This is a genomic window from Arthrobacter sp. MYb227, assembly GCF_002975435.1.
GTDB lineage: Bacteria > Actinomycetota > Actinomycetes > Actinomycetales > Micrococcaceae > Paeniglutamicibacter.
Map to the genome: position 1 here is coordinate 44,637 of NZ_PCPT01000012.1, position 26,228 is coordinate 70,864.

The window sequence follows — 26,228 nt, forward strand, 5'->3', positions numbered from 1 at the left end:
TGAAAATTACCTTCCCTTAGCGACGATCGGAGGTGCGCATCAAATACCCAACGCCGCGCTTGGTCTGAATCAGCGATGGCCATTCAGGGCGTGAATCGATCTTGCGACGCAGATAAGAAATGTAGGACTCAACAATTGAGGCATCCCCATTGAAGTCGTACTCCCAGACATGGTCAAGGATCTGGGCCTTGGAAAGCACCCGGTTGGGGTTCATCATCAAGTAGCGCAGCAATTTGAATTCGGTGGGGGAAAGATCAATGACTTCTCCGGCACGGCGGACCTCGTGCGCGTCATCATCGAGTTCAAGGTCATCGACGCGGATTACCGCTGTATCTTCTTCGGCCGGCTGGGTACGGCGAAGCACCGCACGGATGCGTGCAACAACTTCATCGAGGCTAAAAGGCTTGGTGACGTAGTCATCCCCGCCCACAGTCAGCCCGGTGACCTTGTCATCGGTGTCATCGCGAGCGGTGAGAAAGAGAACCGGGAAGTGTTTTCCGGCGGCACGCAGTCGGCGCGTGATGGTGAACCCGTCCATGTCCGGGAGCATGACATCGAGCACCGCTAAGTCGGGTGATTCTTTTTCAACTGCGGCCAAGGCTTCGCGCCCATTTGCCGCAGCTACAACCTCAAATCCTGCAAAGCGCAGGGAGGTGGAGAGCAATTCGCGGATGTTTGGCTCGTCATCGACGACCAGCAGCTTGGCTTCGGGAGTCTTGGCATTCATGGACTCTAGTTTGCAACCGTTGCCTGTAAGAATCCTGTGAGTACCTTGAGTGCGTGATCCATCCTGCCGGAATGCAACGGGTATGAATACTCACCCAATGGTGGGTGGGCTAGTTTTTGCGACGCTCACGAAAACTAAGAAATAAAATCACCATCAGCAAGATGAAGGCAAGGGGCAATCCGTAGAGCCCAATGGCAAGTACCGCTGGTGACAAGGCAACGGAAAGCGCGTATTGAATCAAGATAATGGTTAGGGCTATAAGCGAAATAATGGCCAGCCCCCCGGCAATAAAGGTCAATGCGCGTTGGATCAGTGGGGTGTTTGCAGTGGTATTCACCCTTATAACGCTACAGCCAGTAAGTTCCCTTGCCACAATGGCAGCTACACATCAGGTGGGCAGGCCCTAGGTCGTGAATGTCGTACCCTAGAAGAACAGACTTGACCGTTCCAGGATTTCACCGTTGACCCTTAGATAAGGACCCGGGAACTTGGGATGGGAACTACCAGATGTGGACGTTGTGGGCGCGAGTCCCAGCGGTGCCCAAGCGATGTAAGAACGAGGTAAGCAAGACGTGCCAACCGGCAAAGTGAAATGGTACGAACCCTCAAAGGGGTTCGGGTTCCTGGTAACTGACGAGGGTGAAGAGGTATACATCAATGCCTCCGCGCTGCCCGCTGGGGTGACCGAGCTGCGCGCGGGTACCCGCATGGAGTTTGGAATTGCCGAAGGACGCAAGGGCGCCCAAGCGCTGAGCGTACGTATTTTGGAAGCAGTACCATCGGTGGCTCGAGCCAAACGTAAGACCGCCGAAGACACAGCGATCCTGATCGAGGACCTCATCAAGGTCCTTGACTCGGTATCAAACGGGTTGCGCAAGGGGCGCTACCCGGAGAAATCCCACGGTGCAAAGGTAGCTTCAGTGCTACGCGCCGTGGCCGACGATCTGGATGCCTAAAATCATGGCCCGCAAACCAAAGCTTGACGAGACACTTGCAGCAGCAAAAGACCGTGCGCGCACAGCTCTGCTGGCAATCACCGAGGATGCAACCATTGGCGAGCATGTCGATGTGATTTGTGATGGCGATCGGTTGGTAACGCACCGATTTGTTACGCTGCAGCCCGGTTACGAAGGCTGGTGCTGGTTTGCAACTCTGACACGCGTGCCGCGTGCTCAGGCCAAAGACATCACCGTGTGCGAGGTAGGAATCTTGCCCGGTGAAGATGCCTTGCTGGCTCCGGCTTGGGTTCCCTGGGCCGAACGGGTTCGCCCCGAGGAGTTGGATGCCGAGCGCGAAGCTCGCGAAGAGGCACTAAATGGCAGCACCGGAGAATCTGTAGCCGCACAGGAGCAAGACCTTGATGCGCCCGACACTACAGAAACCGGGGAAGCGGACGAAGCCGATGAACTTCTTGAATCCGCAGAACTTGAAGAAGGCAAAGGCTAAGCCATATTGGAGACATGCGATTAGTCCACCGGTGGACTAGTCGACTATAGCTGGGTCGGGGCTTGCGATGAACTTTCATTCGTAAGCCCCGACCGCTTTATTTCACCGTAAAACGAAGGGGATGGGAACACTGCTCCCATCCCCTTTGAATCGTTGCCCTCCATGAAATATAGAACCCCTACGCGCAAGCGTGGAGGAGCTAGTTACTTGTTGGCAAGTACATACTCGATGCATTCGATGAGGGAAGAAACATCTGCCGGCTCGATTGAAACAAATGTTGCGATACGTAGCTGGTTGCGGCCTAGCTTGCGGTACGGCTCAACATCAACAACACCGTTGGCACGCAGGGTCTTGGCGATTGCAGCAGCATCGATAGAATCATCAAAATCGATTGTTGCAATGACGTTTGAACGCTCTTCGGGGGCCACCACGTACGGGGTTGCGAAGCTCGAAGCCTCGGCCCAGTCGTAGATGCGGGATGCCGAGTCCTGGGTGCGTGCCGCGGCAAACGCGAGACCACCATTTGCGTTGAGCCACTGAACCTGTGCGTTCAGTGATACCAGCGTGGAGAGTGAAGGAGTGTTGTAGGTCTGGTTCAGACGTGAATTATCAATAGCTGTCTTCAGATTCAAGAAATCCGGGATCCAGCGATCGGAAGCAGCGATTTCCTCGGCGCGCGCAATTGCGGCGGGGGAGAAGAGCGCAATCCACAGTCCGCCATCGGATGCGAAGTTTTTCTGCGGGGCAAAGTAGTAAACATCTGCCTGTGAAACATCAACGTTCAATCCACCGGCTGCCGAGGTTGCATCAATAACAACAAGCGAATCGGCGTCCGCGCCCTCGACGCGGTGTACGGGTGCCGCAACACCGGTGGAAGTTTCATTCTGCGGCCAGGCGTAAACATCGACTCCTGCCTCGGCCACAGGTACCGGGTGGGTACCCGGAGCGGAGGTGATGATCGAGGACTCGGCTAGGAACGGTGCCTTATTGGTCGCAGCGGCGAACTTGGAACCAAACTCACCAAAAGAAAGATGCTGGGCCTTATTGCGGACAAGTCCGAAGGTTGCGATATCCCAGAAAGCAGTCGAGCCGCCAACACCAAGGACTACCTCGTAGTCTTCGGATGCATCGAAGAAAGTCTTCAGGCCCTCCTGGATGTCACGGACAAGGTTTTTCACGGGTGCCTGACGGTGTGAGGTGCCAAGCAACGCGCTGCCGGCCTCCACCAACGCCTGGACCTGTTCGGGGCGGACCTTTGAAGGACCGGCACCAAAGCGCCCGTCTACTGGCAGGAGGTTTTCTGGAATGGTCAGGCCGGTGCTCATGTTGCTCCTCATAAAAGGCTTAGGTTCACTCATCGGGCATGCCGACGCGCTGGAGGGGAGTTGCGCGGGATGCCGGTAGAACAATAATCCCGCATCAGGTCACCAATTGCGCAAAAACAAGACGTCATTATTAACGTCAGTTGGCTGATAAGCAGGGCAAAAAGCATGCCAAAGCGATGGAACACACAGTGCTGCGTCGGGGTGAGGTAACAACGTGTCGGGTACCTCACTGCGCTGCGGGTAGAGTGGAGAAGGTAGTAAATCCGTGTTAAACCAACCCTTGCAGGAGCGGCAGACGTGTCAGACCTGATCGATACAACCGAAATGTACTTGCGCACCATTTTGGAGCTCGAAGAGGAAGAAATCACTGCACTTCGTGCCCGCATTGCCGAACGTTTGGGACATTCGGGTCCCACAGTTTCGCAAACCATTGCTCGCATGGAGCGTGATGGACTTGTTGTTGTAACAACGGACCGTCACCTTGAACTCACGGTACGAGGCCGCGAAGTTGCCACCGGAGTGATGCGTAAGCACCGTCTTGCCGAACGTCTGCTTGCAGATGTTATCGGTCTTGATTGGGAGTATGTGCACGATGAAGCATGCCGTTGGGAACACGTGATGAGTGAACGCGTGGAGCAACGTTTGTACAAGCTTCTGGGTCAGCCCTCGGTTTCTCCCTACGGAAATCCGATCCCCGGGCTTGAGGCTCTGGGAGGTCCGGAATTGTCCGAAATCAGCATTGGTGTTCAAAATCTCGATGCGGCGCTATTGGACGGTAATAGCGGTCCGGTACTCGTGGAGCGTCTTGCCGAGACCATCCAGGTGGATCCGGAACTGCTGGTGCAGCTCGATGAGGGCGGCATTCGCCCAGGAGCCCTAGTCACGCTGGAACGCGCCGAAGATTACGTGTTAGTCCGGGTTCAAGGCATCGAAGGAGCCCTGGAGCTTCCCACCGAAGTCAGCGCCCATGTATTTGTCCGACGCATGGATAGATAACGGAATTGTAACTTTGGAGCAAAACCCGTAGGGTTTTTCTTTGGGTCATATATAGATGACCCGGTTCAGATCTGGTTCGCATAACCTTACCGGCGGATTCTGAACTAAAGATCACCGGTAAGGGCGGAGGACCCATTCAACCGTTTCATGGTTCTAAACCATGGATCTCGGGGTGAAGCTGAGTCCGCCACTGTGGGCTCGGCCGAGTTAGTCTCATGACTCGAATCCGACAGCTAACTTCGCAGGCGATACATGAGAGGTTGTCTTTTGACACAGCAGTACACATCCGGACGCCGCTGTGCGACCGGGCCCGTTGACGCTTCGCCACAGCCAGGCCCAATGGAACACATCGTCGACGCAGCGTTGGCTAGTGAAGCTCCTACCCGACGCAGCGGACGCCGCGCACTGCAGGTAGTTCCGGATCTGGCAACCGAAGCAACGTCAAGCTACACTGGACGCCGCTTTGAAGCTAGCCTGCGTTATGGCTCCGCCCCGGATCTTGCTGCAATCGCCGCAACCGAGATCCTCGAAGCACCAATTCAGCAGATTCCCACACCAAGTGTCGTGGTTGAGTCCGAAGAGTTGAACAATGTCTTGAAGTTCGCGCCACGTCCCAAGCGCACCAAGATGGGCTTCTCCCACAAGATTGCCGCTGTCGCAGCCGTTTCCGGTCTCGCTCTGGCAGCAGCCAGCCCGAGCCAGGACGTGGAAGATGCGCCCGTTGAATCAGAGCGCGTGGCTCAGTCGGTAGTTGTTGATGTCAAGGCCCCGGCCTCGGACGATCTGAAGATTGAGCGCGCCTCGGTAACCAGCAAGTTCACCAAGGAAGACAAACTGGCTTCCGTGATGACGGCAGCCGGGGGCGATGTCAATAAGATTCAAACTCCTGGATCCTTGTCACAGCCGCTGGATTCGGTTCGTCTGACCTCCGGCTACGGTCATCGCAAGAACCCGACGGGCCCTGGCTACATGATTCACAACGGTCTTGATTACGGTGCCACGTGCGGAACCCCGGTCAAGGCAGTTGCCGCGGGAACCGTTGTACAGTCCGAATGGGCGGGACACTCCGGACAGCGCGTGAAGGTCGATCACGGTAATGGCTTGGAGACAAGCTATAACCACAACTCGGCCCTGAAGGTCTCCGTTGGTCAGAAGGTTTCGCGAGGCGAAGTCCTTTCACTGGTGGGCACCACGGGTAACTCCACCGGCTGCCACCTGCACCTAGAAGTCATCGTTAACGGCAAGTGGGTTAACCCCGCCGGCTGGCTCTAAACGCCAGTTGTAACAAAGAATGTCACCAATCCGTGATCATAACGTGACATTTAGACTTGCTTCATATATTGTAGAAATGTAATCGGGACACAGCCCCGATTACCGCCATGCGGAGTGCCGAGCACTGCCACCACATGGTGTCCGTTCAAAAATTTATGGCAGTGGCGGGGGACCCACCTTCCGGTTTTCGAAGTTAGAAAGCCTTGGGGTTAAGTGCCCGGACCCGCAAGGGGATCGGTTGCCGAGTGACTCCCACTCGAACCCGACAGCTCACCTCGTAGGCATCAGGAGAGGCAACAACGTGTCAACACGTCAAGTAGTAGGGCGCCACCGCGCGACCCCGGTTCGTACGAACCCCCTTGAATCGATTTCGAAGGCAGTTGCCTCGAACGCTGGATCGGTTGGCCGTCAGGCAGCCGTTATCGCAGCAGCATCCGGCCTAGTGCTTACCCTGGGTGTCCCCGGGCAAGCGGCCGATCGCGAAGCGTCCTCGGTCCCTGTTGAAGGGCTTTCCGCAGAGCGCGTGGCAGTGAAGGCCGTTTCGGTCTCCGCCTCCCAGGTGAAGAACCTGGACATCGAACGCGCAGCGTTCACCTCCAAGCCGGCTCCGGCTCCGGTAGTCATTGCAGTTGCTAACGAGGTAACCCCGCGTAGTACCGCAGCACAGACTCGCACCACCCGCAGCGCAGCAACACAGACTCGCAGCACTTCAACTTCCTCGAGCTCGGCTCGCACCACTACTTCGAACTCATCGAACGATGCCTTCGCACCGGTGACTCGCGCCAACCGCAACAGCGCATCGACTTCGACAGCAACCAAGACGGCTGCACCGAAGAGCGACTCGGTTAACACTGCAAGCCTTTCGGGCATCGCGGCAACTGCTGCCAAGTACGTTGGCTCGCCCTACGTTTGGGGCGGAAACTCCCCCTCGGGTTGGGACTGCTCGGGCTTCGTCAAGTACGTATACGCCAAGCACGGCATCAATATTGCACGCGGCACCTCCGCAATTCGTGGTTCGGGTCAGTTCGTTCGCACCAGCAGCCCGAAGCCTGGTGACTTGGTATTCCAGAACGGTGGCGGTCACGTAGGCATCTACCTCGGTGGTGGCAAGATGATCGGTGCACAGAACCCTAAGACGGGCACCATCATTCACAGCGTTTCACGCAACCCGCTCTTCGGCTACTACACCCTGGCCAAGTAAGCATTCTTTTTCAAAAACCCCGCCACCCCACTTGGGCTGGCGGGGTTTTTGCGTGCGCCGGCAATTTACCCAGCGACACCCAAAACGCAGAACAAAAAGCGCTCAAGAGTCAGCGAACAGAAATAATTCCCATGAAATTTGGACTAATTTAACCCAAAACCGCGCAGAATCCATAACTTTTGTCTTAGGCTACAACAAGGAGCCAAAGCTGAGAGCCATGTGCGCCGCGTGAGGGATTCCGTCATCAACGGGTCCCTCTCATGCGCCGGGTTGGATCTAAGGACGCGAGAATGCGAACCCTAGTACTGAATGCAGGATTTGAACCACTGGCGGTAGTGACCTTCCGCCGGGCACTGCTACTTGTCTTCACGGGAAAAGCCACGGTATTAGCCGCCGACGAACGCGACCCGGTGATTGGGCCCAACCACATCATGCCGCGCCCCACGGTGATCCTCTTAACTCGTTATGTGCGCATTCCCTACGTCAAGAATGTTCAGGTTTCCCGCCGCGGAGTTTTGCGCAGGGACTCCCACCGATGCGCATATTGTGGACGCAACGCCAGCACCATCGATCACATTGTTCCGCGTTCTTTGGGCGGTGAAGACAGCTGGGAGAACCTCGTTGCGGCATGTCACGGATGCAATAGCCGCAAGGCGGATAGAACACTGGCACAGTTGGGATGGAAATTACGATTTGCCCCAAGCAAACCACGTGGCCCGCAATGGTTCATTACCGAACTTGACCGCCCAGCAGAAGCTTGGAGCCCATTTCTTCGGAGCGCAGCTTGAAATTTGATGCAATCATCGTTGCCGGTGGTCGGGGTTCACGCATGGGAGGCGTCAGCAAACCATTGCTCGAACACCACGGTGAAACGCTGCTTGAACATTCTTTGAACGCTGTGCATGAAGCGCAATGCATCGCGGTAGTCGGCGCCCACGCACTTGCCGAGGCTGTGGCACGCTACATGGAAAACGCACCAGAAACTCAGCGCGTGGTGATCACCCGGGAATACCCAAGCTATGCCGGTCCCGCGGCGGCAGTGGCGGCAGGACGCGCAGCACTTGATGACGGACCGGATGAAGAAGAAGCCCAATGGCCGATCAGCTCCACGGATGTAACGGTGGTGCTCGCCTCGGACCTCTTGGACCCCGCCCCAGTCGTGGCACAGCTTCTTGCCATGGCGGGCACCTCCACGGCAAGAATCGATGCATGGGTGCCACAGGACGCAACAGGGAGACTGCAGACGCTTTCCTGCGCCATTAGGACCTCCGTGCTGCGTGAGGCCATCAAGGAAGCCTCCGCGGCTCATGGAAGTTTGGAAAATGCGTCGATGATGCGTCTACTTGCTACAGTGCAGATGGAACGCCTGAAACTTCCCGATGTTGATTTTAGCGATATCGATACCCTCTCGGACGCCGGGAAACATGGAATCATCGTGCAAAGCGGTGAGCACTAAAGGAGAAGAGAATATGCCTGCAGAACAACTCGAACCATGGGTCGGAGAAGTACTAGCCGCCTTCGAATTGAGCGATACGCAGGTAAATATCGATAAGGTGCTTTCCCTAGCCGGTGTTGTTGCCCATGGGGTACTGCGCCCGGCAGCGCCCCTGACCACCTTTATTTCCGGCTATGCGGCTGGACTAGCGGTGGGCCGCGGCCAGGCCACCGAACAGCACGCCATGGAATCTGCAGATGTTCTGGTCCGAGACGTGCTTAAAAAGCATCTAGCGGCAGATACGACCGGAGCGTAAATGACCGACCACCGCTGGGAGCAGGCACGCACCGAGGCCCACACCCTAGGTCAAAGGATCACGCCGTCCTCGGAAAGCGTTGCCTTGCATCATGCTGGGGGCCGCATACTTGCCCAGGACATCATTGCCAAATACCCAATCCCACATTGCGCAACCTCCGCCATGGATGGCTACGCCGCGGCGGGACCCGGACCTTGGACCATCATCAATGACCACGCCGTCAACCCCGCAAAAGGAACAGGTACTTCACTAACCCCCGGCCAAGCCCTGGCTGTAGTCACCGGCTCGCTGATCCCCGAGGGCACAGAACTGATCCTGCGCAGCGAAGATGTCACTGAACAAGAATCGGTGCTTACTTGCGAGCGCACACCACGTCCTGGCGCAGATATTCGCCCTTCGGGAACCGAAGCAGTGGCAGGAGACATCCTTGCTCCACGGGGCACCACCTTACGTGCAGGTGTAGTGGCAACAGCGGCAGTTGCAGGATATGACGAACTTTTGGTCAGCACACCACCAACTGTCTTCTGCATCTACACCGGCGATGAAGTCATCACCCACGGTGCACCCAGCCCGGGCCAGGTCCGAGATGGTTTCTCTCCGGTATTACCACTGATCATTGAATCTTTAGGGGGTCGAGCAATCGGCTCGGCACGCATTGGCGACACTCTTGAAGAAACCATTCAAGCGCTGTCTTCTCCTCAGGCACGGGAAGCACAGATCATTCTCACCACCGGGGGAACCGGTTTTTCTGCTCGGGACTTCATTCGCCGTGCGGCACAGAACCTCGGTGGGGAAGAAACTATTTCAGCAATTGCGATGCGCCCGGGCCATCCAACGATGGTTGCAACACTTGGCGATCAACGCGTGCTCATCGCCCTGCCAGGGAATCCCTTGGCGGCACTGATGGCTGTAACTACTGTGTTGGACCCATTCTTGCGCGGGGCCAATGGTGTGGCGCTGGCTCCCGTCAGATCCGCAATTAGTGCTCAGTCAATGCCAGCGCTACCCGGCCGCCACAGGCTCATCCCGGCCAGCTGGGTGCCTAGTCAAAGCCCTCACTCACCCGATGAATTGATTCGGGCCGAGCATGTGGGATCGGCAATGTTGCGCGGGCTTTCCGGTGCACAGGTAATATTGGTGATTCCTCCGGCAGGGGTAGAAGCCGGAAACCCGGTGACATATCTTGAGTTACCGTGGTAGCCGAAAGCCTGTAAAACCACGAGAATATATTCCGTAAACCACGGACGTTGTAGGGCAAGGCTAAGGATATAGTTATGGGACGAAAAATTGTACGACGGCGTATCGTCCGCGCCACGTTGGATGGACCTCGAAGAATCCGCGAAGAGAAACTCGCTGTCGAAGAACCACTGGAGATCCGCTTCGGGCATACCGCATTCACCACCTCGATGCGTACCCCCGGAGATGACTTCGATTTAGTCGCTGGCTTCCTGCTGGCCGAAGGAATCATCGCCCGGCCCGAGCACCTGGTATCCATGCGTTATTGCGCGGGAACAGATGAAAATGGGATGCAAACCTTCAACGTCATTGAGGTGCAGCTTGGCTTCGGTGCCCAGACTCCGGATCTTTCACAGGCACGCAACGTCGTGACAAGCTCGGCCTGCGGGATCTGTGGCACCAACTCGATCGACGAGGTACGCAAAAAATCGGCATTTACCTTGCCTCCGGATACCGGGCGGGTCGAGCTTGAAGTCCTTTTGGCCATGCCCGAGCGACTACGCGTGGCACAACACCTCTTTGAACGCACCGGTGGGGTTCATGCTGCCGGGCTATTTAGCACCGATGGTGAGCTGTTGTTACTCCGCGAGGACGTTGGACGTCACAACGCCGTGGACAAAGTCATTGGAGCTGCATTGCGCGATGGCATGCTCCCGTTGGAAAATATGGTCCTGCAGGTATCCGGGCGGGCATCCTTCGAGCTTGTCCAGAAGGCAGCGATGGCGGGAATTCCCGTGTTGAGCGCCGTCAGTGCCCCTTCTTCTCTTGCAGTTGAGCTTGCCGAGGAATCCGGACTCACCCTTGCCGCATTCTCCCGCGGTAGTAGTGTAAACCTATACACTCATGCTGAACGCATACTTAGCACCTGAGGCCAGCATGCGTTGATCTATGGCGAGCTACCGCTCGCGGTTGAAGCGCATAAATCTCAGTTGACGTGGAGGAACGACATGCATCGCCCGGCCCCAACCCAAGACATCAACGAAGATGATCTGAAGATCACCGAACCCAAGCGAAGTGCCGCCGGCGTCAAGGCAGTCATGGTCTCACTGGAACGTGGATTTGCCGAGGCCGGGGTCAGCAGAACCCTGAGTTCAATGCTGCTCATTAACAAACGCGGTGGCTTCGATTGCCCGGGCTGTGCCTGGCCAGAATCGATTACCGGTCCACGTAAACCCGCAGAATTTTGTGAAAACGGTGCCAAGGCAGTTGCCGAAGAGGCCAGCGCCCGGACCGTGACACCTCAGTGGTGGGCCGAACACCCCATCAATATCTTGAGCGATAAGACCGAATACTGGCTTGGCTCGCAGGGACGCATTACCGAACCAATGATCATCCGCGCCGGTGAAAGCCACTACACGCCAATCACCTGGGCGCAGGCATTTAGAACCATCGGTGAACATGTCAATGCGACAACCCCCGATAAATGTGTTTTCTACACCTCCGGACGCACAGCAAATGAAACAGCATTCATGTATCAGCTGCTGGCACGCTCCCTAGGCACCAATAATCTGCCCGACTGCTCAAATATGTGCCATGAATCCTCGGGCTCGGCGCTAAACCCCACCATCGGTATTGGTAAGGGCACCGTCTCACTTGAAGACTTTGAACACGCAGAACTGATCTTTGTTGTTGGTCAGAACCCGGGCACCAACCATCCCCGGATGCTTTCCTCGCTGGCCGACGCCCGCAAGCGTGGGGCACGCATCGTTGCGGTGAATCCGCTGCCGGAAGCCGGATTCTTTGGTTTCAAGGACCCGCAGACCGTCAGCGGAATGTTGGGCAAATCCGCCGATATCTCAAGTGATTTCCTGCAGATTAAGGTCGGCGGTGACCTCGCACTCTTTCAGGCCTTCGGCCACCTATTGCTTGCCGAGGAAGAACGAAACCCGGGCTCGGTCGTTGACCACGCATTCGTGGAATCGGTAACCGATGGTTTTGCAGCGTACAAGGCCGCACGTGCCGAGCTCGATTGGGAAGCCACCGAAGAAGCCACGGGTCTGAGCCGCGTTCAAATCACCGAGATCGCCGGATTGCTGATCAAATCCAAGGCAACAATCATCTGCTGGGCTTTGGGACTTACCCAGCAACCGCACTCGGTGCCAACACTCAAAGAAATCATCAACTTGCTCTTGTTGCAGGGTAACTTTGGCAAGCCCGGTGCCGGTGCCTGCCCGGTGCGTGGACATTCAAACGTCCAGGGTGATCGGACCATGGGTATCTGGGAGAAGCCAACCGAAGCACTATTGCGTGCCCTGGATGCAGAGTTTAAGATCGATTCTCCGCGTGCGCACGGCTACGACTCAACCGATGCACTTGACGCCTTTGAAAAAGACGAAGTCGATGTGTTTGTTTCCATGGGTGGAAACTTTGCCCTGGCCAACTCGGAAACCGAGGCGCTAGAAGCGGGTATGCAGCGTGCCAAACTCACGGTACATATTTCTACCAAGCCCAATCGCTCCCACGTGGTGCACGGGCAGACCTCATTGATCTTGCCGACTCTGGGACGTACCGACAGGGATGACAAGCACTCGGGCGGACCACAGTTCCTCTCGGTTGAAGACTCAATGTCAGTCATTCATTCAACCCAGGGGCGTCTCAAACCGGTCTCCGAGCACCTGTTATCCGAGCCGGTCATTGTGGCCCGAATGGCCACCGCGATTCTTGGTGAGGATCACATCGTTGACTGGAAGGCCATGGCCGATGACTATGATGTGATCCGCGATCATATTTCCCGTGTCCTTCCCGGCTTTGAAGATTTCAATAAGCGAGTGCGAGGCCGCAACGGTTTTGTTTTGCCTAACCCACCACGGGATTCGCGATCCTTTGCCACAGACATTGGGAAGGGACGTTTCACCGTCTCACCATTCGAGGCATTGCATGCGCCGGCTGGTCACCTGATCTTGCAGACCATGCGCAGCCACGACCAGTACAACACCACGTTCTACGGTCTTGATGACCGTTACCGCGGCATCAAGGACGGTCGCCGTGTCATCCTGATCAACCCCGATGACCTTGTTGAATTGGGGCTTGAGGATAAGTCAATGGTTGATGTTATTTCGACGTTCCAAGGAACCGAACGCCGGGCTAATAAATTCAGGCTCGTTTCCTACCCCACGGCCAAGGGCTGCGCTGCGGCGTACTTCCCCGAAGCCAATGCGCTGGTGCACCGTGATCTCGTGGCACGTGATTCAAACACCCCGGGATTCAAGGCCATGACGGTGCGCTTTGTACCGCACACCATGCAGCCCGGACCAACATTGAACTCCTAAGCAAGCTAGGCAGGTGTAGGCCCACAAAATTTGGGCCTACACCTGTTGCGTTTAATATCTAGCCACCATGCTGTCGAGGCAAGGCACGCTGCACGGGTATCAGCGTTGCAACAGCGGGCACCGCAATAACTACGTTGTAACTCCGCGAAGTGTTGTGCCCCGTGTGGGGGACCCCGGAACCCGGGAAGCAACTGGGCTCGGAGATGGTTGAACCCTCTGTGGGCAGTTAGCACCGCAGACTATGATCGGTCATTGACATGCAACCGGAATCCCGGCATCGCATGGATGGCTATAGCAGGATGAGAAGAACACTTCATGAGTATGGAAAACGCTGCCTGGAATTCGCTGTGGCGGATGTCGGGACAAGAAAAAGGCAAAGCCTATGCGCCAACAACACCACGACGGGTGTTGGCCTTTGCCGGAGTCTATAAGAAACAACTTTTGGTCTTCGTTTTCTTCTCTGTCTGCGCCGCGGTGCTCACCGTCATCACACCGGTACTTGCCGGGCGCGTTGTCGATGCAATTGTTGCGGGCCAAGATGCTTCCGTAATCTTGAAAATTGCCGTGATGATTGGCGTTGTAGCAATCTTTAGTGCGGTGTTTGCCCTGATCGTTCGCTGGTTTTCTTCCCGGCTCGGTGAGGGAATCATCTTCGATTTACGTACTTCTGTCTTCGACCACGTACAAAAAATGCCGGTAGCCTTCTTCACCAGAACTCGCACCGGTGCACTGGTAAGCCGCCTGAACAATGATGTGATTGGGGCTCAGGCCGCATTCGCCGGAACCCTCTCGGGGTTAGTCTCAAACGTTGTTGCCCTGGTGCTTACCGCCGGCGTCATGTTCTCGACTTCCTGGCAGGTCACCTTGGCGGCCCTTGTCCTCTTGCCCATATTTCTGTTCCCGGCACGTCGTTTTGGTCGCACCCTAGCTCACCTGCGTAGGGAAGCAGCCGATCATAATGCGGCAATGGGCACGCAGATGACCGAAAGGTTTTCTGCTCCCGGTGCCACCTTGATCAAACTCTTTGGCCGCCCGGCAGAAGAGTCCCGTCAGTTCGCCATGCGTGCCGGACGTGTGCGTGATATCGGGGTGAAGATGACAATGCGTCAGTTCTTCTTTGTCACCATGCTGACCCTTGTTGCCGCTCTGGCGCTGGCCCTCGTCTATGGTCTTGGTGGCCTCTACGCAACCCGTGGTGAACTTGCCGCGGGCGACGTCGTTGTCTTGGGCATGCTGCTGGTTCAGTTGTACTCACCGCTCACGGCGCTTGCCAATGCACGGGTCGAAATAACCAGCGCGTTGGTGAGCTTTGACAGAGTTTTCGAAATTCTTGATTTGGATCCTTTGATTAAGGACGCGCCCGATGCACGTATCTTGGAACCGGGCCCGGTTGGTGTGAAGTTCAAGGGTGTTTCTTTCGCCTACCCAAGTGCGGACAAGGTCTCCTTGGCCTCGCTTGAGGATGTTGCCGTCCTTGATACTCGAGGTGGAGAAACGGTACTTCATGACATCGGCTTTGAGATCCCTGCCGGAACTACCGTTGCGCTTGTCGGTTCCTCGGGTGCCGGAAAATCGACAATTGCCTCGCTACTGTCCAGGCTCTACGATGTGGATTCCGGTTCCGTGGAACTTGCCGGAACCGATATCCGTGAACTGAAACTTGATTCCTTGCGTTCAACGGTGTCAATGGTGACCCAAGACGGTCACCTGTTCCACGAAACCATTCGAGCGAACCTCAATCTTGCCAACCCGGAGGCCGAGGACGCCGAGATCTGGCAGGCGCTTGAACGTGCTCGCTTGAAAGAAACTATCCTTGCACTTCCCGACGGACTGGATACCGTGGTGGGGGAACGCGGTTACAGGCTTTCCGGTGGTGAACGCCAACGCATGACCATCGCACGGCTGCTGCTTGCCGCTCCTCAGGTAGTGATCCTGGATGAAGCAACAGCGGCACTTGACTCATCGAACGAGGCTGCGGTTCAGGCGGCCCTGGCTGAAGCGCTTGCCAGTCGAACCGCATTGGTGATTGCGCACAGGCTTTCGACAATTCGCTCGGCGGACCAGATTCTTGTGGTTGAGGGGGGCCGGATTGTTGAGCGTGGCACCCATACCGAGCTTCTTGCCGCACATGGGCGCTACGCGGAACTACATGAGACGCAATTTGCGCAGTAGCTTATTGAATTCCGGGGCCGGCCACTAATTGGGGTAGCACGTGGTGGCGCAGCAGCGGTGCAATATCGTTTCGTTGTAGCGCCGCCACCGGGTCTTGCCATAAGATTTCTTCGATTTCTGCCTGTGCCACTGGGGTTAGAGCCGTTGTCGCGGTGTAGAGATAAGCATGGATGTCAGTATTTGACTCGTTGGCCGCAGGCCCCCGCCATTGGTCAAGGAAGTGAACCTGGCCCGGGGGAAGCTGTAGCCCTAGTTCCTCTTCGATCTCTCGAATGACGGCATCGTGGGGATCTTCGCCCACTTCCAATTTTCCACCTGGCTGCATAAACATGACGGTGTTTCGTTTGCGCACCAGAAGGATGCGTCCGCTGGGGTCAAGGAGCCGCATTGCGGCAATAGTTAGAATCTTTGGCACATCTTGAGCTTAACAACAGTTAAAAGTACAGGCGATGGTGATAACGTGCTTTGGGGGACTGCTATCAGGATCATCAAAGTGCGTGAACGTACCTGAGGGGTATCGGTCCACCCAAGAATTAAGCGGTTAATCTAGTTTGGCTTTGGGACAGTCGAATGTGAGGGATTAGCCGACGGGGGATCACTTATGGATCTACAAATGGAGATTTGATGCAGCGGGGCACCAATTTAGGGCGACTCGGGGATTTCAACCAAGCAGTAATTTTTGAATCGATTCGTCGCGCTGTCGACGGGGTAAGCAGAGTCGAACTCGCAGGTTCCACAGGACTTTCACCTCAAACGATTTCAAACGTTGTGCGTCGTCTGCTTGACGATGGTTTAGTTCGTGAAGATAGAACCATTGTTTCCGGTCCGGGTAAACCACGTACGGTTCTCGAGCTTGAAGCTAACCGCATGGTTTCCATCGGAATTCATTTGGATCCCGGGGTTATTACAGTGGTGATGCTTAACCTGCGCGGGGAAATTCTATTCTCCCGCCGTCTGGATATTCCACCGGTAGAGGTTCCGGAGAAAACTCTTGAAACCATGGCTCGTACCGTGGACGAAATCATTGCGGAATCCGGAATGCCTCGAGCCAACGTCATTGGTGTGGGAGTTGCTGCACCTGGCCCATTGGACCGTGCGCGCGGGGTCATGATTGACCCGCCACTGCTCGATGGCTGGACCGACGTCGATGTGGTTGAACCACTGCACCGCATGCTGAACCTAGAAGTCATTCTCGAAAAAGACACAATTGCGGCCTCAATTGCCGAATTGTGGAAGGGAAATGACGCGGGCCGTGACAACTTCATTCTCATGTACGTGGGTGCCGGAATCGGTGCGGGTATGGTGCTTAACGGAGACATCCACCGCGGTGTAAGCAACAATGCCGGAGAAATTGGGCATTATTCAACAGGTGTTGTGGCTCAGGCCTGTGACTGTGGCCGTAACGATTGCTTGCATGCCTCACTTGCGTTTAACCATGTTGCTCAGAAGGCACGGGCCAAGGGTCTGATCTTGAGTGTTCCCGATGACGGAACTCCAGAGGAACGCGCCGAGGGCATGAATGAGATCGTGAAGATGGCAGACGGTGGCAATGAAAATGCCGCAAATCTGATGCGTGATTGCATGGATAAGGTTGGCCAGGTTGCCGGTCAGCTCTGCAACGCTCTTGACGTATCGCAGGTCATTTTCGCCGGTCCACTGTGGACTGAGGTTGGCGGGTACTGCCTCGAGGGAGTGCGTGAAGTTATCAATGAACGCTTCAGCTCCAAGAACGTTCATGGAGTAGAGGTCCGTTCTTCTGTTCTTGGACATGAAATCGGTGCGATCGGTGGAGCCTGCGCAATCATGGACGCAACACTATCGCCGAAGGCTGCAGCACTTCTTCTGCGCTAAAAGGTACTAAAACTAAGTCAAGGGGTTGCTTCGGCGCGTGTCGAAGTAACCCTTTGACTTAATAAAGTGACTCGGTTGACAAAGTTTTTCAAATGCCATTAGATATTCGTAGGAGTTGGTAGCAACCGAACTGCCCACCGTTGTTTGCGTGAAGGTCTCGACTATCCGCAATTTTGATGTGTGGGGGAACGGCAGGTCGGCGGCTGGGGAGCCACTTCTAACGCCGTTGACCGGTGACGTGGGATGTAATGGGAGTTATCCCACACCACCGGTCAGCGGCACCTTTTGTTAATTGTGAGCTTCCTTAGTCCGGCTTCAGCCCTGCACATTTACTGGTGTGTTTGACAAAGTCCCGTGTAAGGAAACCATTGAAACTTCGTCTGGTTCTCAGTGCCGCTCTTATAGCAGCTCTCCTGTCTGGTTGTTCCTCGGCCCCCGCGCACCAAAGCGATCTCACCAGCGAAACGGCTTCCCCAGCTTCACCGAGTTCCAGCGCCCGTTCCACGGTCGGGGATACTTCCGAGACTCAAGAAACCCTAGCTAAGCCGGGCCCATCAGCTATTGGCCAGCCCTGGGCGGATTCCAAAATAGAAGCTTGGGTGGCTAACTCTGGAATCAAATCGGTGAAGGGGTTCTTGTATCCCTACAATTTGATCGACTCATGGGAGTCCACCGAAGCAGGACATCTTCGCATAACCATCGCAAACTCCTATAAATTCAATCAGGATGGTTCGGCGCAACGCTACGAAACAGCAACCGATGAGCTGCGCACCATGGGGCTGATCATGTTTGAAAGCATTGGTGAGGATTCCCCAGAGCTTGAAAAAGTCACCGTGCAGACTGCTAACGGGAGTAGGACGGGTTCATATTCTCGGGCACGAACCGGTGCAGATCCATCTGACTTGGACGCTTGGGCCAACGAGAAATATGTTCAATGGCTCGACGCGATGAATGACACTTATGAATCCTTGTGTGGAAAGAGGATCAAAAAGCTCTCGGATTATCGCTCGTGTATCCCGACGGATCCACACGCCTATGTCGAATCCGTGAGTGCACCGGCGCGCGGCGAACTCGTAGTGAAGCTGGTGCCGGGAATATGGCAAAACAATACCTATGACACCCCAACAATGAGTGGCATCGATTTTGTGTCCTCAAATATGAGCCTCAAGATCAATGGCAAGGCCCATAGCACCGAGGGCGTCGATAAGCTCACCGTATTGGTCGTTGGGGAAGACGATAGCAGCGTTGAAACAAGATTCGGTCCAGAAGAGTAGCCAAAACCATCATTGAGCGGGCATCAAGTTGCTCAGTGAGAGAGTTCTCGAATTTCGTTCTGCTTGACGGAAAATGTTGAAGGCTGCGAATCCACGTCGAAGAATGAATCGTTGCCGCGAGCACTTTTGATTTGCTTGCTGAATTACTCGGAGTTGTGTCCCCCGCCATCGATTTGCATGAGATGTTCGGGTGTTTCAGGCCAATGGTTGGCAAGCGAGCAGCTGTCTGGCCCTTCCATGTACAACGCATGTTGCAACTCAGTTGACCGGTAGAACCACTGCTACGCGGATGAAAACCATGATGTGCTCGTCACCGATCAGGAACGCAATGGCCCGCAACGGGAAAGACGCCAGTGCAGCTGCCGTTACCGAGACAGCCCGATTCTCATTCTTAGTTAGATTTCACCCATGTGAAGCTGCAACAACGTAGCGCACCACGAGAGCCGCATATACTTTCATCAACCCTAGCCACAGGAGTAGAGATGAGCAGCGTCGCAGGAGCCCCAACGGGCGATAGGTTTACGGTCTTGAAGGCCCTCCCATCAGCATTTGCGGCGTTGGCCTTCATCGGGGTGTTACTAATTCCCCGTGCCGAATCTTTCTACGTCTGGGGGCACGTTATAGCAATAGTTTCTGCCCTTGCAGCAACTCTCACTTTTCTTATTCTGAAAATCGGTCGGAATGGTCGAAGCAAAGAATTCTTGTTCGGCGTTGGGCTACTGGGATGTGCGTCGGCTATCACGGCCGGTCTTCTGCTCTCTTTTGGGAGTAAAGCTAATGCTTCAGGAGACATCGGCGGATTCCCCCTGTGGCTACTTTCAAGCATTGGATTACTTGCGTTGCTGATGATTTCGGCAACCGAGAAGAACCCCGAGCCGACGGACCGACTCAGCTGAAGATTGTTGTGATTGGCGCAAACAAAACGCCGGCAGATCTGAATCGACTTCAGTGGTTTCAGATCTGCCGGCGTTTGAGTTTAAGCGTCGTAACTACTCGGAACGGTGTCCCTGAGCGTCTAGGCTCATGAGACGCTCAGCATGATTCATACCAATCGTTGGCAACGAATCACGGGCCGGGCCGCCACCGAACTTGGGAGCTGGGGCTTCGCCATCTGCCATGCGGGCTGCCTCGTCACGTAGGAATTCTTCTTCTTGGCCGAGCATCAGCGCGCTGTCTTCGTTGGTGATTTCTCCAGCGAAGGCACGGAGCATCAATTCGCGATCGAACTGTCCTTCCCATTTAGCCACGACGAACGTTGCTACACAGTTGCCCAGCAGGTTCACTGCCACGCGCATGGAATCCATGATGCGGTCGGCGCCCAGGAGCAGTGCGACACCTGCCACCGGGAAGATTCCTAGGGCGGCCGCGGTAGCTGAGAGGGCCAGGAAGGATGAGCCCGGTACACCGGCCATGCCCTTTGACGTCAGCAGCAGGACGCCGAGTGCGCCGAGCTGCTGGCCGAAGGTTAGATCGTGGCCGAAGGCCTGGGCCAGGAAGAGCAGCGAGATGGAAAGGTAGATTGCCGCGCCGTCGAGGTTGAATGAGTAGCCGGTAGGGACCACGAGTCCGGTTGTTGCACGAGAGCAGCCAGCATTTGTCAGTTTGGTCATGATGCGTGGCATGACCGATTCGGTTGATGCGGTACCGATGGCTAGGAGGAACTCTTCGCGGGTGTAACGGATGAACTGCCACAGCGGGACCCGTGCCGTGAACCACGCGACGAGGAAGAGCACGCCAATGAAGAGCACTGCGGCTACATAGCAAGCCGCGATGAGTTTTGCGTAGGTTCCCAGCGTGCTAATTCCGTATTGACCAATAATGAAGCCCATGGCGCCGAGTGCGCCAAGTGGAGCAACCTTCATAACCCAGCTCATGATCTTGAAGATCAGCTCAAGGATGATCTCGAAAAGGCTCAGTAATGGGGCGCAGCGTTCTTGACCAACAACAACGATTGCTGCGCCAAAGAAGACCGAGAAGAAGAGGACCTGTAGCAGGATGTTATCTGCGAAGGCACCGATGATGCTGACCGGAATGATTCCGAGGATGAAGCTTGCGGCATCCTTCGCTTCACCTGTCTTTTCCGCGATTGCTCCACCGTCAAGTGTTGAGGGGTCAATGTTTAGCCCGGCTCCGGGTTGGACGATGTTGCCGACAATCAGTCCGAAAACCAAGGCAAAGACCGTGGCTCCGGTGAAGTAAACCAGTGCCTTGACGCCCACACGACCTACCGCCTTGACATCGCCAACTGCGGCAATGCCCGTAACGATAACCATGAAGATCAGCGGTGCAATGATCATTTTGATCAACATGATGAAGCCGTCGCCCAACGGGCGAAGTGCCGTGCCGAGCGTCGGCCAGAAGTGGCCAATAAGTACGCCGGCGACAACTGCTATCCCAAGTTGGAAAAAAAGAGATTTATAAATTGGCTGCTTTTTGGGTGCCGAAGCCGATATTGGCTTTCTGGAATTACTGCTGCGTTTCATCGAAAGTTCCCCTCATCATGAAAATGCGCTCTTGGGTTGACTGCTTCAGAATAATGTAATTTGAATCACAGAAATCCACAAGGGGATAATTGAATTTCGCTACGCGGAAAGTGTGTGGAAAAAGTACCGCAATATGTATTGTTTTCATTCCTGCGTTGAGTGCCTCCAAACAGAGGACTGATAATTGTCGTCAGCAGGGGATCGGTAGAATCCTTGAAGCGGCAGCAACCGCGGTGGGGCAACGCTAAAGTCTTTGTGGATATCGAAAAGCTGCAACCCGAAGCTCAACCATTGGGTGAAAGCAGTCAATGACAGGTGCACAATCCTTGACGAATGAGGGATCTCTAATCTCATTTGTTGGACATGAAATGTACACTCCACACAATTTTTCGCTGTCGGCGGAGCACGGAACGCTGACCCCAACGGCGGCACGAGGGGAAGGCTCCGGTTGGGTGAGGCGCCCGGAAAAGAAAAATGACCCGCATAAGCGAGTCATTTTGTTGGTGCCCCTGACAGGATTTGAACCTGCGACCTACCCTTTAGGAGAGGGTTACTCTATCCAGCTGAGCTACAGAGGCGTGCTTCGTCGAAACGAACCGTATCAATCCTAACGGTTTTCGACGAAGAGTTTGAAACGTGTCTCCACGTGCCTCAAGGCGCAACGGAATTTATGAGGGCCGAGTCCTAGAGTAGTCCCTGTTTCGAATCATCCCATTTCTGCCTAAATGTTTTCACAAACGTAGCAATTAGCACACCGATTAGAATCGCAAGCGTTGCAAAGAGGAAGATCCAGCGCACGGTGGTCAGCGTCGAAGCCAACTGCACTGCTGCGGGATCCAGTACCCCGGTGAATAGCGCATCGATTGCGCGGTTTTCCCAAAGGTCGGTGACCGCAAAGATCATCGGAACCGACCATAGTGCCCAACGGATAGCACCGCGGGCGGTGTTTAGATTTACTGCAAGCATGGTGATCAGCGACAAGAAGAGTGGGAATAGTAATCCTGCGGTCTTGTGTAGGTAATTGAGCTGTCCGACCGCGTTCTCATCCATCCCAGCACGCAAGGCCTCGATGTGTTCAACCCCGTAACCGCCAATCATCTGATCAGGCATCATCAGGCCGTTGGACAGATCCGTCATCTGATTAAGCGTCAGCAGGTGGTAATACCAGAAGAGCATGATTGCAGCGCCAATGCCCGCGACAAGAATGATGTTTCCATTACTCTGTGCTTTTTCGGGGGTGCGTTCGGTGGAATCATTCACTACCGGTGCCACAGGAGCCGGACGGTTGTACTGTTTGGACTTCTTGGTCTTGCGTGACTTGGCCATGCTTCTAATTATGCCTGTTCTCGTTCGGCTCCCGGCCAAGGCGTCGGATCGGCGACGTAGACTAGGGCTCATCATGGATTTTCTTTTCGATGACTTCGTCGCCCCCGCTCAACCTCAGCTCCTGCCCGATGCTGCCGAACTCTTACGTGGCCTCAATCCGCAACAAGAGCAGGCGGTTAAGCATGCTGGAAGCCCACTGCTGATTGTTGCGGGGGCCGGTTCGGGCAAAACGCGCGTGCTCTCCCACCGAATCGCTTATCTACTGGCCACCGGGCGGGCAAGGCCTCACGAGATCCTGGCTATTACCTTTACCAATAAGGCTGCCGCAGAAATGCGTGAGCGCATTGCGGCGCTCGTAGGGGATGAAACGGCCAAAAAGATGTGGATTTCAACATTCCACTCGTCGTGTGTGCGTATCTTGCGTCGCGAAGCATCCGCGGCCGGACTTAAATCCAGCTTCTCAATCTATGACTCGGCCGATTCGTTGCGCCTGATCACATTGATTGCCAAGGGATTAGAGCTTGACCCTAAGAAATTCACCCCAAAATCTATTGCCCACAAAATTTCGGCACTCAAAAACGAACTCATTGATGAAGAATCTTACTCGGCAACAATCTCGGAGAACGACCCGTTCGCCCGTGCCGTCGCCCAGGTCTACCGCGGATACACCGAACGGCTCAGAGCAGCCAATGCACTGGACTTTGATGATCTGATCGCTCACGTGGTGAACATCTTCCGGGCGTTCCCGGCACTCGCGGATAACTATCGCAGACGTTTCCGCCATGTCATGGTCGATGAATACCAAGATACAAACCACGCCCAATATGCGTTGGTACGCGAACTTACCGGACCCGATGGTCCGACCCCCGGCGGGGAACTGACGGTAGTTGGCGACTCCGACCAATCGATTTATGCATTCCGTGGGGCAGATATCCGCAATATCGTGGAATTTTCCAAGGATTACCCGGATGCAGAAACCATTAAACTTGAACAGAACTACCGTTCCACTCAAACCATTCTTTCCGCAGCCAATGAAGTCATCAAGCGCAACCCGAACCGCCCGGAAAAACGTCTCTGGACCGCGGAAGGTGATGGCGAAAAAATCATTGGATACGTCGGTGAATCCGAATCCGATGAGGCCCGCTGGATCGCCGATGAGATCTTGCGACTGAACGATGAAGAAGATATTCGACCAGGAGATGTTGCGATCTTCTATCGCACCAATGCCCAATCCCGATCCCTTGAAGAACAACTCATGCGGGTCGATCTAAAATATAAGGTCATTGGCGGCACTCGCTTCTACGACCGTAAAGAAGTTAAAGACGCACTTGCCTACCTGCGAGTCTTGATGAATCCGGAAGATGACATCAACGTGCGCAGGATCCTCAACGAGCCCAAGCGTGGCATTGGAGACCGGGCCGAATTCTCGGTTGCCGCATTCGCAGAACGTGAACGCATCTCCTTCATGGAAGGATTGCGCCGGGCAGATGAGGCGCCGGGCTTGGGTACCCGCGGACAAAACATGGTCGGAGCTTTCGTCAAGATCATCGATGACCTAGCAGTTGTCGCCGAAGGCTCCGGTCCTGCCGAAGCCCTCGAAGCGGTACTGGAACAAACTGGATACCTGGAAATGCTGCGTGGCTCCAATGACCCGCAGGATGAATCGCGCGTGGAAAACCTTGCCGAGCTGGTGGCGGTGGTGCGCGACTTCATGAAGGAAAACCCCGAAGGCACGCTCACCGACTTCCTCGAGCGGGTTGCCCTCGTTGCCGACGCGGATCAGATTCCCGAGGCACCAGTGGATGATGAGGGAGCAAACATGGCTGCCCGTGAAGGTTTTGTCACATTGATGACCCTGCATACGGCTAAAGGCCTTGAATTCCCGGTGGTATTCCTCACCGGCATGGAGCATGGAATCTTCCCGCACCAACGCTCACTTACCGATGAGAAAGAACTCGCCGAAGAACGCCGACTCGCCTATGTTGGGCTCACCCGTGCCCGCGAACGGCTCTATCTCACGCGTGCCGAATACCGCAGCCTGTGGGGGCAATCCCAGTACAACCCGGCAAGCCAATTCCTTGAAGAAATCCCTGCAGGATTACTCGACTGGAAGCGTGAAGGAACCAAACGTCCTTCCTTCGACTCGTTCGGTGGCAGTAAAAACTTTGCAACGAGCCGTTACGAATCCGGATCGTATTGGGGTGCTGCTTCCTCAAGTAGGTCGGAGCGAAGTAACACTCGGCTCAGCGGTGCAGCCGAAGAGCACACGCTGCGTACTGCTCCCACGGCACGCGCTGCCAAGGGGAGCGCGCGGGTACAACCAAACAAGGAAATTATTGCCCTGAGCGTGGGGGATAAGGTCTCGCATGGCAGCTTTGGTCAGGGTGTTGTGCTGGCGCTTGAAGGTGTCGGTGACAAGACGGTGGCCAAGGTGAAGTTCAATGACTCCGAAAAACGCCTATTACTGCGATACGCGCCGCTGACTAGGCTCGATTAGTCGCATCATAGTTCAAATGAGACGGCGCGGGTGTCGGCTAGGGCACACTTATGCGCTCTACCGATTGTAGAACTGTGTCATTGCGTGGGAACGCGTTAGTCTGAAGGGGCACTAGGCCTGTTTTCGGGTCCTGGTGCTCCCCTCTGAGGCGCGATTATGGTTTTGCCTTGACGCGTCTTCGAGTCAGCATAGACTTCGACAAGAAGGACACAAGCCCGTGGACCTGTATGAATACCAGGCGCGCGATATGTTCGAGTCGCACGGTGTACCCGTGCTGGCCGGCATCGTTGCCTACACTCCTGAAGAAGCCAAGGCTGCCGCCGAGAAAATCGGTGGCGTCGTGGTTGTTAAAGCCCAGGTAAAGGTCGGTGGCCGCGGCAAGGCCGGTGGCGTTAAGGTCGCAAAGACCGCCGATGAGGCATTTGAGTACGCAACCAACATTCTCGGTATGGACATCAAGGGCCACACCGTGAACAAGGTCATGATCGCTCAGGGTGCAGACATCGCCGAGGAGTTCTACTTCTCGGTACTGCTAGATCGCGCAAACCGCAACTACCTGGCCATGTGCTCGGTAGAAGGTGGCATGGAGATCGAGGAACTCGCTGTTGAGCGTCCCGAGGCTCTAGCCCGTATCGCCGTTGACCCGGCCGTTGGCATCGATCAGGCCAAGGCCGACGAAATCGTTGCAGCTGCCGGTTTCGCACCGGAACTGACCGCTCAGGTAGCTTCGGCAATCCTCAAGCTCTGGGACGTCTTCAAGAAGGAAGACGCAACCCTGGTAGAGGTCAACCCGCTGGTTCTCACCGGCGGCGGCGACATCGTTGCACTTGACGGCAAGGTCACCCTTGACGACAGCGCCTCCGAGATCCGCCACCCGCACCACGAAGAGCTCGACGACAAGGAAAATACCGACCCGCTCGAAGCCAAGGCAGCTGCTGCTGGCCTGAACTACGTGAAGCTTGACGGCGAAGTTGGCGTCATCGGCAACGGTGCCGGCCTGGTTATGTCGACCCTTGACGTTGTTGCTTACGCTGGCGAAAACCACGGCAACGTGAAGCCGGCTAACTTCCTTGACATTGGCGGCGGCGCTTCGGCCGAGGTCATGGCTTCCGGCCTTGACGTCATCCTGAACGACCCGCAGGTCAAGTCCGTGTTCGTCAACGTCTTCGGTGGCATCACCGCGTGTGACGCAGTGGCAAACGGCATCGTTGGCGCACTGAACACCCTGGGCGACGCTGCAAACAAGCCGCTCGTTGTTCGCCTTGACGGCAACAACGTGGAGGAAGGTCGCCGCATTCTTGCAGCAGCCAACCACCCGCTGGTCACCCTGGCAGCAACCATGGACGAAGGCGCCGACAAGGCTGCCGAGCTCGCCAACTCAGCGAAGTAGAGGGATACGCGA

General features: G+C 55.5%; 23 protein-coding genes, 1 tRNA gene and 2 riboswitches. Of the genes, 17 read left to right on the top strand and 7 right to left on the bottom strand.

Translation table 11 applies throughout. From position 1 onward, the window contains the following. Positions 1-16: 16 nt before the first annotated feature. Both CQ018_RS16990 and CQ018_RS16995 read right to left on the bottom strand, forming a co-directional pair. A complete protein-coding gene (locus tag CQ018_RS16990) occupies positions 17-727 on the bottom strand; it encodes a response regulator transcription factor (protein WP_105551204.1) in 711 nt (236 codons plus the stop codon). Between the two features lie 109 nt (positions 728-836). Then, positions 837-1,064 (bottom strand): hypothetical protein, encoded by a 228-nt coding sequence (locus tag CQ018_RS16995; protein ID WP_105551205.1) that lies wholly within the window; start codon positions 1,062-1,064, stop codon positions 837-839. A 235-nt stretch (positions 1,065-1,299) separates the two neighbouring features. On the opposite strand from CQ018_RS16995, the gene CQ018_RS17000 reads away from it, so the two are divergent. Together CQ018_RS17000 and CQ018_RS17005 are read left to right on the top strand one after the other, a co-directional pair. After that, positions 1,300-1,683 carry a cold-shock protein gene (locus CQ018_RS17000; protein ID WP_105551206.1) on the top strand — a complete coding sequence of 128 codons (384 nt, stop codon included), beginning with the start codon at positions 1,300-1,302 and terminating at the stop codon, positions 1,681-1,683. A 4-nt stretch (positions 1,684-1,687) separates the two neighbouring features. Continuing rightward, a complete protein-coding gene (locus tag CQ018_RS17005; RefSeq protein ID WP_105551207.1) occupies positions 1,688-2,173 on the top strand; it encodes a DUF3027 domain-containing protein in 486 nt (161 codons plus the stop codon). 203 nt (positions 2,174-2,376) lie between these two features. Here the strand turns inward: CQ018_RS17005 and serC are convergent, their stop codons facing one another. Next, positions 2,377-3,498, bottom strand: coding sequence for a phosphoserine transaminase (gene serC / locus CQ018_RS17010; RefSeq protein WP_105551208.1), 1,122 nt, complete (start codon positions 3,496-3,498; stop codon positions 2,377-2,379). A 297-nt stretch (positions 3,499-3,795) separates the two neighbouring features. Between serC and CQ018_RS17015 the strand changes: the two genes are divergently transcribed. From CQ018_RS17015 to CQ018_RS17060, 10 genes are all read left to right on the top strand, one after another. Next, positions 3,796-4,494, top strand: coding sequence for a metal-dependent transcriptional regulator (locus CQ018_RS17015; RefSeq protein ID WP_105551209.1), 699 nt, complete (start codon positions 3,796-3,798; stop codon positions 4,492-4,494). Positions 4,495-4,575: 81 nt separating this feature from the next. Beyond that, positions 4,576-4,758, top strand: a riboswitch (cyclic di-AMP (ydaO/yuaA leader). A 75-nt stretch (positions 4,759-4,833) separates the two neighbouring features. After that, positions 4,834-5,766: a M23 family metallopeptidase gene (locus tag CQ018_RS17020; RefSeq protein ID WP_258142679.1), complete on the top strand. Its 933-nt coding sequence runs from the start codon at positions 4,834-4,836 to the stop codon at positions 5,764-5,766. Between the two features lie 128 nt (positions 5,767-5,894). Continuing rightward, positions 5,895-6,064: riboswitch (cyclic di-AMP (ydaO/yuaA leader) on the top strand. 3 nt (positions 6,065-6,067) lie between these two features. After that, on the top strand, positions 6,068-6,967 hold the full coding sequence (locus tag CQ018_RS17025; protein WP_105551211.1) for a C40 family peptidase: 900 nt from the start codon (positions 6,068-6,070) through the stop codon (positions 6,965-6,967). Positions 6,968-7,257: 290 nt separating this feature from the next. Then, entirely contained in the window at positions 7,258-7,755 is a 498-nt protein-coding gene (locus CQ018_RS17030) for an HNH endonuclease (RefSeq protein ID WP_105551212.1), read from the top strand. Next, the gene (locus CQ018_RS17035; protein WP_105551213.1) at positions 7,752-8,423 is read left to right on the top strand and encodes a molybdenum cofactor guanylyltransferase; all 672 of its coding nucleotides are present in this window, start codon (positions 7,752-7,754) and stop codon (positions 8,421-8,423) included. Before CQ018_RS17030 ends, CQ018_RS17035 begins: the two co-directional genes overlap by 4 nt. Positions 8,424-8,436: 13 nt before the next feature. Further along, complete coding sequence (locus CQ018_RS17040) at positions 8,437-8,718, top strand: DUF6457 domain-containing protein (RefSeq protein WP_105551214.1); 282 nt, start codon at positions 8,437-8,439, stop codon at positions 8,716-8,718. Next, entirely contained in the window at positions 8,719-9,918 is a 1,200-nt protein-coding gene (locus tag CQ018_RS17045) for a molybdopterin molybdotransferase MoeA (protein WP_105551215.1), read from the top strand. Positions 9,919-9,992: 74 nt separating this feature from the next. After that, complete coding sequence (gene fdhD, locus CQ018_RS17050; protein WP_105551216.1) at positions 9,993-10,823, top strand: formate dehydrogenase accessory sulfurtransferase FdhD; 831 nt, start codon at positions 9,993-9,995, stop codon at positions 10,821-10,823. A 78-nt stretch (positions 10,824-10,901) separates the two neighbouring features. Then, a complete protein-coding gene (locus CQ018_RS17055) occupies positions 10,902-13,223 on the top strand; it encodes an FdhF/YdeP family oxidoreductase (RefSeq protein ID WP_181149964.1) in 2,322 nt (773 codons plus the stop codon). 315 nt (positions 13,224-13,538) lie between these two features. Next, positions 13,539-15,395 (top strand): ABC transporter ATP-binding protein, encoded by a 1,857-nt coding sequence (locus CQ018_RS17060; protein ID WP_105551217.1) that lies wholly within the window; start codon positions 13,539-13,541, stop codon positions 15,393-15,395. Position 15,396: 1 nt separating this feature from the next. On the opposite strand, the gene CQ018_RS17065 is transcribed toward CQ018_RS17060, so the two are convergent. Continuing rightward, complete coding sequence (locus tag CQ018_RS17065) at positions 15,397-15,810, bottom strand: NUDIX domain-containing protein (protein WP_105551218.1); 414 nt, start codon at positions 15,808-15,810, stop codon at positions 15,397-15,399. Between the two features lie 209 nt (positions 15,811-16,019). On the opposite strand from CQ018_RS17065, the gene CQ018_RS17070 reads away from it, so the two are divergent. The 3 genes from CQ018_RS17070 (at position 16,020) to CQ018_RS17080 (ending at position 19,416) form a co-directional block, all read left to right on the top strand. Then, on the top strand, positions 16,020-17,246 hold the full coding sequence (locus tag CQ018_RS17070; RefSeq protein ID WP_105551219.1) for an ROK family transcriptional regulator: 1,227 nt from the start codon (positions 16,020-16,022) through the stop codon (positions 17,244-17,246). Between the two features lie 599 nt (positions 17,247-17,845). Further along, positions 17,846-18,520, top strand: coding sequence for a hypothetical protein (locus tag CQ018_RS17075; protein ID WP_258142680.1), 675 nt, complete (start codon positions 17,846-17,848; stop codon positions 18,518-18,520). Positions 18,521-19,002: 482 nt separating this feature from the next. Further along, entirely contained in the window at positions 19,003-19,416 is a 414-nt protein-coding gene (locus CQ018_RS17080; RefSeq protein WP_105551221.1) for a hypothetical protein, read from the top strand. A gap of 93 nt (positions 19,417-19,509) precedes the next feature. Here CQ018_RS17080 and CQ018_RS17085 read toward each other — a convergent pair whose 3' ends face one another. The 3 genes from CQ018_RS17085 to CQ018_RS17095 all read right to left on the bottom strand — a co-directional run bounded on the left by CQ018_RS17085 (position 19,510) and on the right by CQ018_RS17095 (position 22,329). After that, the gene (locus tag CQ018_RS17085) at positions 19,510-21,003 is read right to left on the bottom strand and encodes a cation:dicarboxylate symporter family transporter (protein ID WP_105551222.1); all 1,494 of its coding nucleotides are present in this window, start codon (positions 21,001-21,003) and stop codon (positions 19,510-19,512) included. A gap of 501 nt (positions 21,004-21,504) precedes the next feature. Beyond that, positions 21,505-21,581 (bottom strand) — tRNA-Arg (locus tag CQ018_RS17090). Positions 21,582-21,687: 106 nt separating this feature from the next. Continuing rightward, entirely contained in the window at positions 21,688-22,329 is a 642-nt protein-coding gene (locus CQ018_RS17095; RefSeq protein ID WP_258142681.1) for a hypothetical protein, read from the bottom strand. A 73-nt stretch (positions 22,330-22,402) separates the two neighbouring features. Here CQ018_RS17095 and pcrA point away from each other — a divergent pair, with 73 nt between their 5' ends. Then, on the top strand, positions 22,403-24,826 hold the full coding sequence (gene pcrA, locus CQ018_RS17100; protein ID WP_105551223.1) for a DNA helicase PcrA: 2,424 nt from the start codon (positions 22,403-22,405) through the stop codon (positions 24,824-24,826). Between the two features lie 217 nt (positions 24,827-25,043). Next, complete coding sequence (gene sucC / locus CQ018_RS17105; protein WP_105551224.1) at positions 25,044-26,216, top strand: ADP-forming succinate--CoA ligase subunit beta; 1,173 nt, start codon at positions 25,044-25,046, stop codon at positions 26,214-26,216. The last annotated feature ends 12 nt before the right edge of the window (positions 26,217-26,228 follow it).